13 protein-coding genes are annotated in these 13469 nt (G+C 53.4%); 3 read left to right on the top strand and 10 right to left on the bottom strand.

Going from position 1 to position 13469, the window contains the following annotated elements; all coding sequences use genetic code 11:
• Window positions 1-100: 100 nt before the first annotated feature.
• The 9 genes from JYB63_RS00800 to JYB63_RS00840 all read right to left on the bottom strand — a co-directional run bounded on the left by JYB63_RS00800 (window position 101) and on the right by JYB63_RS00840 (window position 8831).
• Window positions 101-1180 (bottom strand): BMP family ABC transporter substrate-binding protein, encoded by a 1080-nt coding sequence (locus tag JYB63_RS00800; RefSeq protein WP_205655844.1) that lies wholly within the window; start codon window positions 1178-1180, stop codon window positions 101-103.
• A 74-nt stretch (window positions 1181-1254) separates the two neighbouring features.
• A complete protein-coding gene (gene gpt / locus JYB63_RS00805) occupies window positions 1255-1740 on the bottom strand; it encodes a xanthine phosphoribosyltransferase (RefSeq protein ID WP_205655845.1) in 486 nt (161 codons plus the stop codon).
• A 38-nt stretch (window positions 1741-1778) separates the two neighbouring features.
• Entirely contained in the window at window positions 1779-2360 is a 582-nt protein-coding gene (locus tag JYB63_RS00810; RefSeq protein ID WP_315983220.1) for a DUF3750 domain-containing protein, read from the bottom strand.
• Between the two features lie 5 nt (window positions 2361-2365).
• On the bottom strand, window positions 2366-3292 hold the full coding sequence (locus JYB63_RS00815; protein WP_205655846.1) for an ABC transporter permease subunit: 927 nt from the start codon (window positions 3290-3292) through the stop codon (window positions 2366-2368).
• A 2-nt stretch (window positions 3293-3294) separates the two neighbouring features.
• Window positions 3295-4380: an ABC transporter permease gene (locus JYB63_RS00820; RefSeq protein ID WP_205655847.1), complete on the bottom strand. Its 1086-nt coding sequence runs from the start codon at window positions 4378-4380 to the stop codon at window positions 3295-3297.
• Window positions 4377-5942: an ABC transporter ATP-binding protein gene (locus JYB63_RS00825; protein ID WP_205655848.1), complete on the bottom strand. Its 1566-nt coding sequence runs from the start codon at window positions 5940-5942 to the stop codon at window positions 4377-4379. The genes JYB63_RS00820 and JYB63_RS00825 overlap by 4 nt, the downstream gene beginning before the upstream one ends.
• Before the next feature lie 154 nt (window positions 5943-6096).
• Entirely contained in the window at window positions 6097-6684 is a 588-nt protein-coding gene (locus JYB63_RS00830; protein ID WP_336510832.1) for a lytic transglycosylase domain-containing protein, read from the bottom strand.
• A gap of 10 nt (window positions 6685-6694) precedes the next feature.
• Window positions 6695-7003 (bottom strand): heme-degrading protein HmuQ, encoded by a 309-nt coding sequence (hmuQ, locus tag JYB63_RS00835; RefSeq protein ID WP_205655849.1) that lies wholly within the window; start codon window positions 7001-7003, stop codon window positions 6695-6697.
• A gap of 106 nt (window positions 7004-7109) precedes the next feature.
• Window positions 7110-8831: a proline--tRNA ligase gene (locus JYB63_RS00840; RefSeq protein ID WP_205655850.1), complete on the bottom strand. Its 1722-nt coding sequence runs from the start codon at window positions 8829-8831 to the stop codon at window positions 7110-7112.
• Between the two features lie 191 nt (window positions 8832-9022).
• Between JYB63_RS00840 and JYB63_RS00845 the strand changes: the two genes are divergently transcribed.
• A complete protein-coding gene (locus tag JYB63_RS00845; RefSeq protein ID WP_205655851.1) occupies window positions 9023-9529 on the top strand; it encodes a DUF3087 domain-containing protein in 507 nt (168 codons plus the stop codon).
• 18 nt (window positions 9530-9547) lie between these two features.
• Here JYB63_RS00845 and JYB63_RS00850 read toward each other — a convergent pair whose 3' ends face one another.
• On the bottom strand, window positions 9548-10072 hold the full coding sequence (locus JYB63_RS00850) for a 2-thiouracil desulfurase family protein (protein ID WP_205655852.1): 525 nt from the start codon (window positions 10070-10072) through the stop codon (window positions 9548-9550).
• 366 nt (window positions 10073-10438) lie between these two features.
• Between JYB63_RS00850 and JYB63_RS00855 the strand changes: the two genes are divergently transcribed.
• Window positions 10439-11608 carry an acyl-CoA dehydrogenase family protein gene (locus JYB63_RS00855; protein WP_205655853.1) on the top strand — a complete coding sequence of 390 codons (1170 nt, stop codon included), beginning with the start codon at window positions 10439-10441 and terminating at the stop codon, window positions 11606-11608.
• Between the two features lie 136 nt (window positions 11609-11744).
• Window positions 11745-13397 (top strand): AMP-binding protein, encoded by a 1653-nt coding sequence (locus JYB63_RS00860; RefSeq protein ID WP_205655854.1) that lies wholly within the window; start codon window positions 11745-11747, stop codon window positions 13395-13397.
• The last annotated feature ends 72 nt before the right edge of the window (window positions 13398-13469 follow it).

Below are 13469 nucleotides of genomic sequence, written 5' to 3' on the forward strand. Positions count from 1 at the left end.
ACCCGGCCGGAATGCGCCGGGTGCCAGTGTGTTATTTGTGAGGGCCGCACCACAGCCCTGCTTTTCAGCTTTTTGCCGGCTGATGATTCAGCCGCGGGTGTTATTTAGGGATATCGCCCTGAACACCTTCAACATACCAGTTAATGCCCAGCAGGTCTTTAATTGGCATACGCTCGCCAGCAGCGACCATCACTTCACCTTTCTGGTTCTTGATCGGGCCTGTCCACGGGAAGAACTTGCCACTGGTGATATCAGCAATGATCTGATTACCTTCGGCTTTTACTTCGTCAGAAACATTGTTGATTTCCGGTACGACAATATCGCCTTCGGCCATGCCGCCCCAGTAGCTTTCAGGCTTCCAGGTACCGTCCATGACTTCCTGTACACGCTTGATGTACAGTGGGCCCCATTCGTCCACAACCGACATCAGGTGAGCATTCGGGCCGAAGCTGGACATGTCAGATGCCTGACCCACGGCGAATTTGCCGCGACGTTCAGCGGCCTGCATAGCTGCAGGGCTGTCAGTGTGTTGCAGGATAACGTCTACGCCCTGGTCCATCATAACGTTGGCGGCATCCGCTTCTTTACCCGGATCGAACCAGCTGTTAACCCAGACGATCTTCATTTCCGCTTCAGGGTTATATTTGTTCAGTGCCAGCTGTACGGTGTTGATGTCGCGGATAACTTCCGGAATCGGGAAGGAGGCGATGTAACCGATTTTGTTGGTTTTGGTTTTCTTCGCAGCAACAAAGCCTGCTACATAGCGGCCTTCGAAGGTCTTGGACAGGTAGTTACCGGCGTTCTTTGAGGTTTTGTAACCGGTAGCGTGCTCGAATTTCACCTTAGGAAACTGTTTGGCAACCTTGATCGTCGGGTTCATGTAACCGAAAGACGTGGTGAAAATCAGGTCGTTACCGGCTTTTGCCAGGTTACGGATAACCCGTTCTGCATCCGCACCTTCCGGCACTGATTCAACATAGGTTGTCTCGACCTTATCACCGAAGTGCTTTTCGATAGACAGACGTCCCTGATCGTGCTGATAACTCCAGCCATGATCTCCAATCGGACCCACATACACAAAGCCAACCTTAAGCGGTTCTTCTGCCTGTGCGAGCGGTGCGCTGGCGATTCCCACGCCAACCGCAACAGAGGCGATAAGATGTTTGATGCTGTGTTTCATTTCAGCTTCCTCATTGGTTTTTAGTGTTCTTATTTAGTGCGCTTGTTTGTCGAGCTTACCGGCAAAGCCGGCAATTATTTACGGTCTGCCAGTGGGGTAGAGAAGGAGTATTCCATATCCCACGGGAACCGGATCCAGGTGTCCTGGCTGACTTCGGTGACAAAGGTGTCAACCAGTGGCCGGCCGGAAGGTTTGGCATAGATTGTAGCAAAGTGAGCTTTGGGCAGAAGTTCACGGACATACTGGGCGGTTTTGCCGGTGTCCACCAGATCATCAACCAGCAACATGCCTTCGCCGTCACCGGCGGCGCCTTTAATCAGCTCCAGTTCGCCACGGGCTTTGTCGCCATCGCCTTCAGTGGAGCTGTAGCTTGAAATGCAGACTGTATCGATCATGCGGATGTCCATTTCCCGGGCCAGAATCGCAGCCGGCACCAGACCGCCACGGGTGATGGCGATGATGCCTTTCCATTTCTGCATATCCAGCAGGCGCCAGGCCAGTGCCCGGGAATCGCGGTGAAGTTCGGCCCAGGAGACCGGGAAATCCTTGTTATATGACATGTGAGTCCTCGTTGTTCAAAAATTCCGGGATCACCCGGTTAATTCTGTGCCTCTGGTGCGGGTTTATACTTGCTGATGTAACCGCTGCCAATGGCGGAAAATGGCATTTTGAGATTCAGTTCCGGTACCTGACTGGCGACCCAGGCAACAAAGGTGTTGCTGTTTGGTCCGGGAAAAACCTTGTACTCATGTTTCCAGGGATAGCTCAGGGCTGCCTGGCGGATTTTTGCGATCATTGCCTCAGCCTGGGGGCCGGTATGGGAGACGAGCAGTTCAGGTTTCGCGCCGAACCAGTGACGGTCAGGCACGTCCTGATAAATACCCAGAACCGGGCGGCCGTTGCCGCCCCGCCAGCCAATGACATCATAGATGGTATAGCGGCTTTCACCGCTCTGTTTGGTGGCGATCCATGGGTGAGTGGCAAACCAGCCCCGCCAGCCCCAGGCGTCGGCTGTATACACATGCACCACTGCTTCGCTGAAACGGGCAGGATCCGGTGCCAATCCGGCGGATTCCCGGCTGGCGGTTCGCCAGTCAGTATCAGTGGAGCAGGCGCTGACTAAAACTGCCATCAGGGGCAGTAATAATCGGTATTTGCCGGACATCCACTGAAATGACACGGTTTTTAGCCTCCCGGATGGAACGGTTTACCCAGCCACATTGGGGTGTGCATTTTACTTTTAACCACGTTACTGGACAGCATGACCAGTACCATAACCGTAGCAGCGTACGGCATCATGGCGAGGATATTTGGTGACACCGGGTAACCCAGCCCCTGGGCCACCAGGTTAAGGATGCTGGCCAGACCAAACAGGTAAGCCCCCAGAATGATACGTTCTGCACGCCAGGTGGCAAAGACAACCAGTGCCAGTGCAATCCAGCCCCGGCCGGCGGTCATGTTCTCGGTCCACAGCGGTGTGTATGCCAGTGACAGATAGCCGCCGGCCAGACCCGCCATGGCGCCACCAAAGGCCACTGCCAGATAACGGGTACGCATCACCGGCAGGCCGATAACATTTGCAGCATGGGGATTTTCCCCCACGGCTTTAACGGTTAAGCCGGCACGGCTGGATTTAAAGAACCAGTAAATCGCAGCAAACAGGCCAAAAGAGAGATAGACAATCAGATCCTGGGCAAACAGCATTTTACCGATCAGCGGAATATCGCTGAGGAAAGGGATCGCGTAAGGATTCAGGCCTTCAATTGGCTGGCCAACAAAGTCCGCACCGATAAAGGCGGACAGCCCGGTACCAAAAATCGTCAGCGCCAGACCGGTAGCGACCTGGTTGGCGTTCAGCCCCAGTGCAATGCCGGCAAACAGCATGGACATAACGACACCGCTGAGAATGGCCAGAATAAAGCCCAGCAACAGGCTGCCGGTGGTCAGGGTGGCAATAAAGCCGATAACCGCGCCCATCAGCATCATACCTTCCTGACCGAGGTTCAGAACGCCGGACTTCTCACAGACCATTTCCCCCAGTGCAACAATCAGCAGGGGGGTACCGGTACGTACCATGGCATAGAGTATATTGGTGATCAGATCGATATCCACGCTCAGTTCCCCATTGCAGCGTTATTGGCGGTGGCCGTTTTCAGCCGGATCCGGAAATTGATTAATACATCGCATGCCAGCAGATAAAACAGCAACATCCCCTGGAACAGTGCAGTCACCGCCAGTGGCAGGTTCAGTTCAATTTGGGCAAGCTCACCGCCCATATAAATCAGGGCCATCAGAATACTGGCAAACAGGATGCCGATCGGATGCAGCCGGCCCAGAAAGGCAACAATGATCGCTGCGTAACCATATCCTGGTGAAATGGACGGAATCAGCTGGCCAATCGGGCCGGTGACTTCGCTGGCACCGGCCAGACCTGCCAGTGCGGCACTGATTACCATGGCAATCCAGACCAGGTGTTTGTGTTTGAAGCCTGCCAGTTTGGCGGCATTAGCGTCCGCACCCAGAACCTTGATCTGGAAACCGATGAAGCTGCGCTGCATCAGTACCCAGATGCTGACGGAGGCCAGCAGGGCAAACAGAATGCCGATATGGATACGGGTGTCTTCGATCAGAATCGGCAGCGTCGCGGCATCGCTGAACAGGGCGGATTCCGGGAATCCATAGCCATCCGGATCCTTCAGTGCACCGTGTACGAAGTAAAGCAGCAGGTATAGGGCGATGTAGTTAAACATGATAGTGGTGAGGATTTCATTGGCGTTAAACCGGGTTTTCAGCCAGGCCGCCAGTAACCCCCACAGGCCACCACCAATCATGCCGCTGATCAGTACGGTGGGTAAAATCCAGAAGCCCTCGGCTTCGCCAAACTGCAGGGCAACCGCACTGCCGACCAAACCGCCCATTAACAGCTGACCTTCAGCACCGATGTTCCATACCTGGGCTTTAAAGGCAACCGCCAGGCCGACGGCACAGAGCATGATCGGTGCTGCTTTTACGCAAAGTTCAGCAATGCCATAGATATCGGAGACCGGAGCAATCAGGAATACTCCTAAGGCATGCAGTGGGTCGAGGCCCAGTGCAGCAAAGAAAATACCGCCGGTGAAAAGGGTAAGCAGGCCGGCAAGCACCGGTGACATATAGGCCATGGCACGGGACTGTTCACCACGGGGGACTAACTTAATCATACGGACTCCTGTGGTGCAGCGGGTGCTTCAGTGTCGAAAATACCGGTCATCCAGCGGCCCACTTCTTCAATGCTGGTTTGTTGCGTCGGTTTGGAAGGCGATACTTCACCGTTACAGATGGCGCACAAACGGTCACTGATCAGGAACAGCTCATCAATGTCTTCTGAAATGACCAGAATGGCTGCACCTGCATCCCGCAGTCGGATCAACGCTTCATGGATGGCGGTGGCGGCGCCGATATCCACACCCCAGGTCGGGTGGGCGGCAACCAGCAATTTCGGGTTCTGCAGGATTTCCCGGCCAATAATGAATTTCTGCAGGTTACCCCCGGAAAGGCTTTGTGCAGCGGTGTGCTGATTCGGGGTTTTGACGTTGAAGTCATCAATGATTTTGTCTGCAAACCGGCTGGTGGCTTGTCGGTTAATGAAGCCGTTACTGACGAGCCCTTGCAGGAAACCTGTCAACAGACCGTTATCCTTCAGGCTCATTTCCGGTACCGCGCCCCGGCCAAGCCGTTCTTCCGGGACGAAGCCCAGACCGCGCTGACGGCGCTGTTTCGGGTCAAGGTGGCCAACCGGTTCACCGGCAAACAGAATCTCTTCTGCCCGGGCTTCCAGGGTTTCACCGCTGAGGGCTGCCAGCAGCTCTTCCTGACCGTTACCCGCAACACCGGCAACCCCCAGAATTTCACCGCTGCGTACTTCAAAATCAACGTTTTTCAGATTGATACCAAAGGGGTCATCCGTTACCTGAGATAAACCATGTACCTTCAGGAAAATGTCGTTGCCTTCGGCTTTCGGATAATCCGTGCTGATAGGGGTGTCATCACCCACCATCATCCGGGCCATGTTAGTAGCACCCGCTTCGGCAGGAATACAGTCACCGGTGACTTGGCCGGCACGCAATATTGTTGCGCTGTGGCACAGGTCCTGAACTTCTTTGAGTTTATGGCTGATAAACAGAATGCTGCAGCCTTCTTCAGCCAGCTGACGCAGGGTAACAAACAGGGTGTCTACTTCCTGCGGGGTCAGTACTGACGTGGGTTCATCCAGAATCAACAGCTGGATGTCCTGTACCAGGCAGCGAACAATTTCTACCCGCTGGCGTTCACCCACAGAAAGTGAATGTATATGTCGTTCAGGGTTAAGTTCCATACCGTAACGTTGTGAAACGGTACGGATCTTGTCGGCAAGTGCTTTCAGGTCACCGGCATCTTCACCTAATGCCAGGGCGATATTTTCGGTAACCGTCAGGGTTTCAAACAGTGAGAAGTGCTGGAAAACCATGCCGATGCCCATACGGCGGGCGGTGGCCGGGTCTTTAATGGTGACCGGGTTTCCCTGCCAGTAGACCTGGCCGGCATCAGGCTTGGTGACGCCATAGATGATCTTCATCAGGGTGCTTTTGCCGGCGCCGTTTTCCCCCAGCAGGGCATGTATTTCGCCGGGCTCGATCGCCAGATTGATCCGGTCATTGGCCAGACAGCCGGGATATTGTTTGGTAATCCCCTGCAGCCGCAACCGTAAATTCAGGTTGTTGCCGGCATCATGGTGCGTGTCCATTGGTGGAGTGTCCTCATCAACGGAGGCATGCTGACATGCATCCGGAATGGTCATAATGACCAGAGTGTTATTATTTTTTTACACGAGGCAAAAATATATTCAAAAACTGATTCAAAAGACAGGTTTTTCTTGTTTGTCGTGTAAATTGAAAGAGTTATTCCATGTAACGTTTCTGATTCTTAAATACTTTTTCCGGATACCAGGTTTTACCGTAGCTGCCGTTGTAGCGGGCCAGCGCTTCGGTGAGGTTACCTTTGGAGCGTTCCAGATAGTGCTTCAGTATGGTGGAGCCGTAACGGATATTGGTCTGAATGTTCATCAGATTGTCCTGCTCGCGGCCAATTTCTTTCTTCCAGAAAGGCATGATCTGCATGAGTCCCTGGGCACCGACGACTGATACCGCAAAACGGTCGAACAGACTTTCGGTATGCATCAGACCCATCAGCAGGGATGGAGGCAAATCAACCCGGCGGGCTTCAGCATGCAGGGTGCGCAGGATTTCAATCCGTTCCAGTTCGTCTTCCACGTAGCGGGCAGTACGGCCGGACATGTCTGTCAGCCAGACTTCTGCATCGAAGCGGTCATCAAAACTGTCACTCTCAGCAAAGGCGTCCTTCAGTGCCTGACGCAGTAAAGGGTCAGGTTCCGTTTCCTGAGCTATGGCGCTCAGTGGTAACAGGCAGGCAAGTATGAAACCGGTCAGTAACTGCCGGATTATTTTGGCGGGTACGGGAGCAGTCACGGTGTGCTACTCAGAGTACGCTGTTGAAACCTTCAAACTGCGGCGGCCCCAGATACAGGCCTTCCGGTCGGCTTTTGCCGGCGTTGGCATGGGCCTGTTTAAAGGCATCGGATTTCAGCCAGGCATCAAAGGCGGCTTTGTCGCGCCAGATGACGTGAGAGGCCATCAGGGTATAGGTTTCGTTGCGTTCACCCTGAACCAGCCTGAAAGATTCAAAGCCGTCAACTGTATGTAGCTGGCTGTCACGGTTGCGCCAGATATCGATAAACTCCTGCTCTCTGCCAACGGCTATTTTGAAGCGGTTCATGGCGATATACATGCGTGTTCTCCCTGGTCCCTGTACGTATCTCTGAGCATAGCAAAGTGCATTAAACGGCGGTCAGCCAAAACAAACACCCCGGCGCATGGCCGGGGTGTGAGGGGTATCAGACAGACAGAGCGTTCAGAATAAAGGCTTCTGCCTGATCTGCTGCGATTTCCTGTTTGTCGGCATCACGGCGGGCCTTGTACTCATAGGTACCGGCACCGATACCGCGGTCTGAAATGACGATACGGTGTGGGATACCCATCAGTTCCATATCGGCCATTTTAGCGCCCGGGCTAACCTTAGGACGGTCATCCAGAATCACTTCAACGCCTGCGGCGGTCAGGCTTTCGTACAGGGCGTCTGCCTGTTGCTGAACCGCTTCGGATTTTTCATATTTCAGCGCCACAATAGCAACTGTGAACGGCGCGATTGCTTCCGGCCAGATGATGCCCTTGTCGTCGTTGTTCTGCTCAATAGCAGCGGCAACGACACGGGTAACACCGATACCGTAGCAACCCATGTCCAGAATGGCAGCTTTACCGTTCTCGTCCAGAACAGTGGCATTCATTGCTTCGGCATACTTCTTGCCCAGCTGGAAGATGTGACCCACTTCAATGCCGCGCTTGATGCTGATGGTACCGTTGCCGCAAGGGCTCGGATCACCTTCAACCACGTTTCGGATATCCGCTACTTTAGGCAGTGGCAGGTCACGTTCCCAGTTAATGCCGAAGTAGTGCTTGCCTTCGATGTTGGCACCGGCGCCAAAGTCAGCCATTTTCTCAACGGTACGGTCGATAATAACCGGGATTGGCAGGTTAACAGGACCCAGAGAGCCCGGGCCGGCACCAACCAGTTTACGGATGCTGTCTTCATCAGCCATCACCAGCGGTGCAGTAACTTCCGGCAGTTTCTCTGCCTTGATTTCGTTCAGGTCGTGATCACCCCGTACCATCAGCGCGACAAAATCGGCTTCGCATTCTTCTGAGGCAACCACAAACAGGGTCTTAACGGTTTTCTCGATATCCAGACCGTGTTGCTCAACCAGCTGTGCAATGGTTTTGGCGTTAGGCGTATCAACCAGGGTCATTTCCTGAGTGGCAGCGCCACGTTCGCAGGCAGGGGCCAGGGCTTCGGCTTTTTCAATGTTTGCGGCGAAGTCGCTGCCGGTTGAGAAAGCGATGTCATCTTCACCGGAAGACGCCAGCACATGGAATTCGTGTGAAGAATTGCCACCGATTGAACCGTTGTCGGCCAGTACCGGACGGTAGTCCAGACCGATGCGGTCAAAAATTTTGCAGTAGGTGCTGTGCATCAGATCATAGGTCTGTTGCAGGGATTCCAGTGAATTATGGAATGAGTAAGCATCCTTCATGATGAATTCACGGGAGCGCATCACACCGAAGCGCGGACGAACTTCGTCACGGAATTTCGTCTGAATCTGATACAGGTTCGTCGGCAGTTGCTTGTAGCTCTGGATTTCGTTGCGGATCAGATCGGTGATCACTTCTTCATGGGTCGGGCCCACGCAGAATTCACGTTCGTGACGGTCTTTCACCCGCAGCAGTTCAGGGCCGTACTGTTCCCAGCGACCGGATTCCTGCCACAGCTCAGAAGGCTGAATGGCTGGCATCAGTACTTCCTGAGCGCCGGACTTGTCCATTTCTTCACGCACAATGCGTTCTACTTTGCGCAGGGTACGCAGACCCAGGGGTAACCAGTTATATAAACCGGCAGCAACTTTACGAACCATACCGGCACGCAGCATCAGCTGATGGCTGATGACTTCGGCGTCAGATGGGGTTTCTTTCAGTGTGGCTATCAGATATTGACTGGCGCGCATAGGATACTCTAGTGATCAACAATGAAATAAAAGCCGATATTTTAGGGGGGCGGGGCGTTCGGGACAAGTAAATAATCATTGCTCTGTCGCTATCCGCCCGGCGGCCGTATAATTCGCGCTGTGTTTTTAAACCGTTTTATTGTCCCGGAGCTGAGCAGCTCAGGTATACCGTTAAGTTTTCAGGAAAAATCATGCAGTTACAGGAAATTGATAAAGCACGTTACAGCAAGCATTTTAAAATGGTCTTCGTGGCTGTTGCGGTGGTATTGCTGGTGGTATCGCTGGCGGTGTCGACGCCACTGATTTATTTCCTGACTGACGGTGAGGGCAGCCATTTCTGGCTGAATCTGACGGGGGTAGTGGTTGCTGCGCTGGTTACCGGCAGCCTGCTGCGACATTACCGCCAGCATCCGTTTATGTATGAAGTAATGTATGTCTGGGATCTGAAGCAGGTACTGAATAAGATTTACCGCAAGCAGAAACAGGTTAAAGCAGCGATGGCTGAGGGCAATGCGGATGCTATGCAGATTATGTACTTCAGTTATCAGGGCTCAAGACAGCTGTATCTGCTGGATAATAATACCCTGACCATGGATGAACTGAATAAGTCGGCCGCTGAACTGGATGCCCTGGCTGAAAGTTTTAATGTGTCACTTGATACCGCCCGCTTCAGCCCGGCCATGCTGGATGCATTCTGAGCCGGGCAGCTAAGTGTTTCAGGCGCTGTGGGGAAGGTCTTCTGCGGCGTCTTCAGATACTGAGTTATCAAAGTTTTCCATAAAGTCGATCAGCTGTTCCAGCTGCCGTTCATTGAAAACCGGAACGCCGTTGCGCATCAGCTCATCGGCCGTTGCACCGGAACCGGGCACAATCGTGCCGTTGAAATGGCCATCATAAATTTCCACATTACCGCATGAAGGGCTGCGTGATTTAAGCAATGCACAGCAGCATCCCTGTTGTTGGGCCAGCTTAACGGAATGCTCAGCCCCGGCAAGGAATTCCGGAGTCACGTCTTCGCCACCATCCGTCACGATGTGCAGTGGAAATTTATTGAGAATTTCAGCAGGGGCGCGGGGTGTCGGTAAACCGCCGGCTATTTCAGGGCAAACTGGAACCATTCTGCCTTCTTCCTGCCAGCGATGAATAACCGGGTGGTCCAGCAGGTTGTCGCGACCGTCATATCTTACTTTGTTGCCCAACAGGCAGGCGCTGATAAGGATCTTATTGTTCTGTGCTTGCATCGTGGTTGTACCGTTTTCTGAATGCCTGAGAACGGCAAATCTTCATTGTCTTCAGGCAGTGTAAAAGTCCGTTTACTACAGCGCGGCTATTCTAGGTTAAATCACTCTTAAGTGACAGGTGAAGATCATTACCTGGGTCAGTTTTATGGTCTTTTTATGCGGCTGATCACGTATTTTTGCTGCTCTACGCTGAGTATTCCGTAACAGGGCTGATCGGCAGAGTATTAGACTAAGTGTGTATGCGCAGAGTTTCAGTGAGACTTTACCTTTACTGTTTTGTTAGGGTATATAATTAGGGGTATACCCTTATGTCTGTGATTGTTTTATCGTCATAGGTATACCACCGGTAACAGACAGGAATACGTAATGGATTTAAGTCTCACTGAAGAACAGCTGATGATTCAGGAAACAGCCCGGCGCTTCGCAGATGCTGAGCTGGCGCCCCATGCCGCTGAGCTGGATCTTACTAAAGATTACAGCAGGCTTGCGGCTAACTGTCGCAAGCTGGCGGAACTGGGGTTTATGGGACTGAATATCCAGGGCGAATACGGTGGCAGTGAAGCAGGTACCGTTGCATTCAGTCTGGCGATTACCGAGGTCGCTCGGCGTTGCGCATCCACTGCGGTGACTATGTCTGTGACGAACATGGTGGCCGAAGTCATACAGGCGATGGGGACTGAAGCCCAGAAGCAGCAGTACTTACCAGAGTTGTGTAGCGGAGCGTTTACCGCCGGCAGTTTTTGCCTGACAGAATCCAGTGCCGGTTCTGACCCTGCCGCTATGCGCAGCCGGGCGGATGCGGTTGAAGGTGGCTGGCGTCTCAGCGGCACCAAACAGTGGATTACCAGTGCTGAACTGGCCGGTGTGTTTGTGGTGTGGGCGGTGACTGATCCCGAAGCGCCTAAAGGGAAAGGCATCAGCTGTTTTCTGATACCCGCAGATGCTGATGGTATCACCATTGCCCCGGCGGAAAAAAAAATGGGCCAGCACGGTTCGCCGACCAATGAAGTGCACTTCGATAATTGCTTTGTGCCTGCCGATGCTCTGCTGGGCAAGCTCAATGACGGTTTCCGTATCGCCGTGGGGGAGCTGGCCGGCGGGCGTATCGGCATTGGTTCGCTGGCGCTGGGCATTGGTCTGGCGGCAATGGAGTATGCGTCTGCTTATTTGCTGGAGCGCCAGCAGTTTGGCAAACCGCTGGCGGATTTTCAGGGGTTGCAGTGGATGCTGGCGGACTGTATGACCGAGCTTGAAGCTGCAAGGTTGCTGTTAATGAGTGCCGCCTGGCAAAAGGACAGTGGCCAGGCATTTTCAAAGCAGGCGTCTATGGCGAAGCTGTTCAGCAGTGAGAAGGCCAATCATGCCTGTTACACCGCATTACAGATGCTGGGTGGTTATGGCTATATGCAGGAGTATCCGCTGGAACGGCTCAGCCGTGATGTGCGGATTACCACCATCTATGAAGGGACCAGTGAGGTTCAGCGCATCATCATTGCCAGAGATCTGCTCAAGGAGGCAGCCTCACAGCAGACCTGATTTCTTTTGACGTGCCTGATTGACCGACTTACTGACAGGCACGTGCTTACACCGATTTTTTATCCGATATGTCGTGAGCACAGGGATGTAACCCGGAATGTGCCCGCAGAAATAATAAATATAAGAGGCAATTAACATGGAAAACTATGGGGCGTTTTACGGTGATTTCAGTGCGGATACAGTTGAAACGCAACTGATAGGTAATCTAAAAGACGGTTTTAATGTCTGCAGTGAAATATGTGACCGCTGGGCTGATGAAGACCGGATAGCGCTGTATTACGAAGGGGTTAACCGGACTGCATCGAAGCACAGTTTTGCAGAATTGCAGGCGGCTGCGGCGCAGTTTGCTAACTTCCTCACCGGACAGGGCATCGGCCGTGGTGACCGGGTAGCCTGCATGCTGCCCCGCACACCGGAATTGTTGATCGTTGTATTAGGCGTTTTGCGGGCGGGTGCAGTGTATCAGCCCCTGTTTACCGCATTTGGCAGCGGTGCGATTGAGTACCGTTTGACCCGGGCGGAAACCAAACTGGTGGTGACCGACGGAGATAACCGACACAAATTTGATGCGGTGAATGCCTGCCCGCCGGTATTACTGGTTAATCGTGATAATGCTGCTGCCGAATATCAGCAGGATATGGATTTTCAGCAACAGCTTGATCAGCAAAGCGATGAGTTCACGCCGGTTGTTATCGGTGCGGATGAACCGTTTCTGCAGATGTTTACCTCCGGAACCGTCGGTAAGGCGAAAGGGGTGGCGGTACCTGCCAGAGCATTGTTGTCGTTTTATGTATACATGCGTTATGCCATCGGTTTGCGGCCTGAAGATAAGTACTGGAATGTGGCTGATCCGGGCTGGGCGTATGGGTTGTATTACGCAGTGGTCGGGCCGTTATTGCTGGGCAATGCAACCCATTTCAATGAGCACGGGTTTACCCCGGAAACCACCTACGCAATGCTGCGCAAATATGACATTACCAATCTGGCCGCTGCGCCGACCGCATACCGGATGCTGATGGCCCATGATGATGTGCTGGATGGCGAAGAGCCGTTTAATCTGCGGGTGGCCAGTAGTGCCGGTGAGCCGCTTAATCCTGAGGTGATTGGCTGGGTCGGTCGCCGGCTGGGTTGCCCGGTGATGGATCATTACGGGCAGACTGAAACCGGGATGACAGCCTGTAACCACCATGAACTGGAGCAGACGGTGGTGCGCATTGGTTCGATGGGCTTTTCGATGCCCGGTCACCGGGTGGTGGCACTTAATCCGGATCTTCAGGAAATTGGCGAAGGTGAAGTAGGGGAGCTGGCCATTGATATGGAAAACTCGCCGCTGTTCTTTTTCCCCGGCTATACCTGGGGAGAAAAGAATCCGTTCCGGGGCAAGTATTATCTCACCGGGGACGTGGTGGTCAGCCATGGGGATGACAGTTATTCCTTTAATGGCCGGGATGATGACATTATTACCACTGCCGGGTACCGCGTCGGCCCGGCGGATGTGGAAAGCACGTTGCTGGAGCATGAGGCGGTGGCCGAGAGTGGAGTTGTCGGTAAGCCTGATTCAGAACGGGGGGCAATTCTGAAGGCCTATGTGGTGATTAAGGCCGGTTTTGAACCGGATGAGGGGTTGGTCGCGCAGCTGAAAACCCTGGTGCGTGAGCGGCTCTCAACCCATGCGTTTCCCCGGGAAATTGAGTTTGTCGCGGATTTGCCGAAAACCCCAAGTGGCAAAATTCAGCGGTTTATTTTACGTAACCGGGCCAAAGAAGAGGCGGATGCCCTGACGGTTTAAGTCAGGTCTGCTCTGTTGAATTGTGCTTGTATGCCAGTGTTTGTGATGCGTGCATATGTGAGTATCTCTGAC

Source organism: Aliamphritea spongicola (assembly GCF_017051665.1).
Lineage (GTDB): Bacteria > Pseudomonadota > Gammaproteobacteria > Pseudomonadales > Balneatricaceae > Amphritea > Amphritea spongicola.

Coding starts and splice junctions, on each gene's coding strand:
- JYB63_RS00825 (WP_205655848.1), bottom strand. CDS start 5,942: ATGGACACGCACCATGATGCCGGCAACAACCTGAATTTACGGTTGCGG.
- JYB63_RS00840 (WP_205655850.1), bottom strand. CDS start 8,831: ATGCGCGCCAGTCAATATCTGATAGCCACACTGAAAGAAACCCCATCT.
- JYB63_RS00820 (WP_205655847.1), bottom strand. CDS start 4,380: ATGATTAAGTTAGTCCCCCGTGGTGAACAGTCCCGTGCCATGGCCTAT.
- JYB63_RS00800 (WP_205655844.1), bottom strand. CDS start 1,180: ATGAAACACAGCATCAAACATCTTATCGCCTCTGTTGCGGTTGGCGTG.
- JYB63_RS00850 (WP_205655852.1), bottom strand. CDS start 10,072: ATGCAAGCACAGAACAATAAGATCCTTATCAGCGCCTGCCTGTTGGGC.
- JYB63_RS00860 (WP_205655854.1), top strand. CDS start 11,745: ATGGAAAACTATGGGGCGTTTTACGGTGATTTCAGTGCGGATACAGTT.
- gpt (WP_205655845.1), bottom strand. CDS start 1,740: ATGTCATATAACAAGGATTTCCCGGTCTCCTGGGCCGAACTTCACCGC.
- JYB63_RS00845 (WP_205655851.1), top strand. CDS start 9,023: ATGCAGTTACAGGAAATTGATAAAGCACGTTACAGCAAGCATTTTAAA.
- hmuQ (WP_205655849.1), bottom strand. CDS start 7,003: ATGTATATCGCCATGAACCGCTTCAAAATAGCCGTTGGCAGAGAGCAG.
- JYB63_RS00855 (WP_205655853.1), top strand. CDS start 10,439: ATGGATTTAAGTCTCACTGAAGAACAGCTGATGATTCAGGAAACAGCC.